At 74.4% G+C, this 2,485-nt stretch carries 3 protein-coding genes and 1 pseudogene; 1 reads left to right on the top strand and 3 read right to left on the bottom strand.

What is annotated here, in order from left to right:
* From ACFV0G_RS36735 to ACFV0G_RS36725, 3 genes and pseudogenes are all read right to left on the bottom strand, one after another.
* On the bottom strand, positions 1–337 hold a 337-nt coding region (locus ACFV0G_RS36735; RefSeq protein WP_380557321.1), incomplete at its 3' end, for an exonuclease domain-containing protein.
* Positions 338–387: 50 nt separating this feature from the next.
* On the bottom strand, positions 388–1,212 hold the full coding sequence (locus tag ACFV0G_RS36730) for an SDR family oxidoreductase (RefSeq protein ID WP_380557318.1): 825 nt from the start codon (positions 1,210–1,212) through the stop codon (positions 388–390).
* A 231-nt stretch (positions 1,213–1,443) separates the two neighbouring features.
* Positions 1,444–1,605: pseudogene (locus ACFV0G_RS36725) on the bottom strand (UTRA domain-containing protein); the annotation flags it as partial.
* Between the two features lie 396 nt (positions 1,606–2,001).
* On the opposite strand from ACFV0G_RS36725, the gene ACFV0G_RS36720 reads away from it, so the two are divergent.
* Entirely contained in the window at positions 2,002–2,403 is a 402-nt protein-coding gene (locus tag ACFV0G_RS36720) for an SHOCT domain-containing protein (RefSeq protein ID WP_380557315.1), read from the top strand.
* Positions 2,404–2,485 lie beyond the last annotated feature (82 nt).

Raw genomic sequence — 2,485 nt, 5'->3', positions numbered from 1 at the left:
ACTCCCGGGTCACCGGGTTGCGGACGTAGTCCCCCCAGCACCCCCCCGGGCGCCCACCTGCACGGTGCTCGGCCGCCAGCAGCCGACAGGCCTCGGCGAAGCCGACGCCGGTCGCCACCTCGGCCTCGGTCAGGCCGGTCAGCTCGGTGCAGAAGGCACTGACCGCGGAGCGCTGCGGCCGGACCAGGATGCGGTGCCGGCCGACCCGCTCGCCGCGGTCGAGGTCCACCACGGTCAGGCCGATCTCGATGATCTCGCTGACCGCGCCGACCGGCGGCGGGCCGTCCCAACAGGTGGCCTCGATGTCGATCACGTTGAGCAGTCCGGAGGGTGCCATGCGCCGAGCCTAGAGAGCCGGCACCCTCCGGTCACCCGGATTTCCGCGGGTCAGCCGCCCGATGCCCCGAACTCCCGGGCCGCCGCGAGCTCCTCGCGGGCGGCCTCCTCGATCGCCGAGAGATAGGCGAACGCGTCCTCGCCCACCGGGATCCGGACCGGGCCGTGCTCGGCGGCCACCACCCGCAGCACCCGCTGCGCGAAGTCCTCGGGCCGCCCCAGCGACGGGTCGCCCGCCATCCCGCGCAGCGCCGCGTGCATCGGATCCGTCCCCGGGCCGTACGCCGGGATCCGCGCCGCGGCCTCGGCCAGCGCGGTGCCGTACCCGGTCGCGAACCCGCCGGGCTCCAGCACGGTGACCCGCACGCCGAGCGGCCCGGCCTCGGCCGCGAGGGCCTGGCTCATGCCCTCCAGGGCGTACTTGCCGGTGACGTAGGCGGCCAGACCCGGGAAGGCCGTGCGGCCGGCCAGGGAGGAGACGTTGACGATGTGTCCCGTGCGCTGCGAGCGCATCACCGGGAGCGCGAGCCGGGCCAGCCGCCACGGGCCCACCACCAGCGTCTCCAACTGGTCGCGCAGTTCGTCGTCGGAGACCTCCTCGACCGTGCCGAACAGGCCGCTGCCCGCGTTGTTGACCAGGACGTCCAGGCCGCCCAGGCGGTCCACCGCGGCCCGGACGGCCGCCTCGCACTGGCCGGGGTCGCGAATGTCGAGGGCCGCGGTGGTCACCCGGTCCGGGTGGCGGTCGGCGAGTTCGGCGAGCGCGGCCGGCTTGCGGGCGGTGGCGAGGACGTAGTCACCCGCCTCGGCCGCCGCCGCGGCGAGCGCCTGCCCCAGCCCCGACGAGCATCCCGTGATCAACCAGCGCCGTTCCATGGCCTCCCCCTCCGGACCGGACCAACACCGTCCGCCGCCCCCGGTGGGCCCGGGCGGAGAGCGGATCGGGCCCACTGTGGCAGACCGCGGACGCCGGGCGGCCCCGGTCCGCAGCGCCCGCCGGGCGCACCGGGAGCGCGCAGGGTGCACCGGTCGCGGCCGTACGCCGATGCGCACCACCGCGCGCCCGCCGGCGCCGGAACCAGCGGGCCGCGGGCGCCCGGCGCGTGGTCAGCCGGCCGGCGCCGCCCCGAGGCCGAGCGTGAAGGAGAACCGGTCCCCGCGGTACAGCGTCCGCACGAGCTCCAGCGGCCGGCCGGCCGCGTCCCGACTGCGGCGGTGCAGCAGCAGCATCGGCAGCACCTCGCGCGGGGTGGCCGGAACAGTCTCGATTTCGCCACCGACCGCAGGATCGACGGGCCGCAGACCCGCGACCTGTACGTGGTGTTCGACTCGGGCACCTCGCAGCTCGTCACGTCGTACCGGGCCGACCTGAAACGGCCTCGAGAAGCCGGCCGCCACCGTGCCCGCGGGCGCCTCGACCGCGCAGCCGAGGGTCCGCTGCACCGGCACCAACAGCGCCTTCCGGACGGTCGACCAGGTCGCCGTCACCACCTCCTGAGCCTCGATCGGCCGCTCCCCGGCGCATCGGCCCACCCCGCGGCGGGGCGGCCCGGTGCGATCGGGCGCTCCCGGCCGGACCCGCTCGGCTCGCCGGACCGGCCGCGCCCTGTTCGACTGAGAGCAGAAGTGGGGCACGCCCGCCCCCGAGCGCCCCAGGAGGCCGGTATGCAACTCGCGACGGACTATCCCGTGCTGAACATCTTCTGGACCATGCTGATGTTCTTCCTGTGGATCCTCTGGTTCTTCCTGCTCTTCAAGATCATCCTGGACATCTTCCGAAGCGACGACGTCGGCGGCTGGGGCAAGGCCGGCTGGCTGATCTTCGTCATCCTGCTGCCCTTCCTCGGCGTCTTCGTCTACCTGATCGCCCGCGGCAGGTCGATGGGCGAGCGCGACCTGAAGCAGATGCAGGACCAGCAGGCGGCGATGGACTCCTACATCCGCAAGACGGCCGGAACGGGCGGCGGCTCCACCACCGAGGAGCTGGCCCGGCTCGCCGATCTCAAGCAGCAGGGCGCCATCAGCGAGGAGGAGTTCGCCAAGGCCAAGGCCAAGCTCCTCACCTGAGACCGGCCCTCCGGGCGGCCGCGGCGCGGCCGCCGGGCCGCGCCGCCCCCGCCCCCCGGTAGCTTTGATTATATATCTCTAT

It is taken from the genome of Kitasatospora sp. NPDC059571 (assembly GCF_042735675.1).
GTDB lineage: Bacteria > Actinomycetota > Actinomycetes > Streptomycetales > Streptomycetaceae > Kitasatospora.
This window is presented reverse-complemented; position numbering and strand designations above follow the sequence as displayed.

Coding starts and splice junctions, on each gene's coding strand:
- ACFV0G_RS36730 (WP_380557318.1), bottom strand. CDS start 1,212: ATGGAACGGCGCTGGTTGATCACGGGATGCTCGTCGGGGCTGGGGCAG.
- ACFV0G_RS36720 (WP_380557315.1), top strand. CDS start 2,002: ATGCAACTCGCGACGGACTATCCCGTGCTGAACATCTTCTGGACCATG.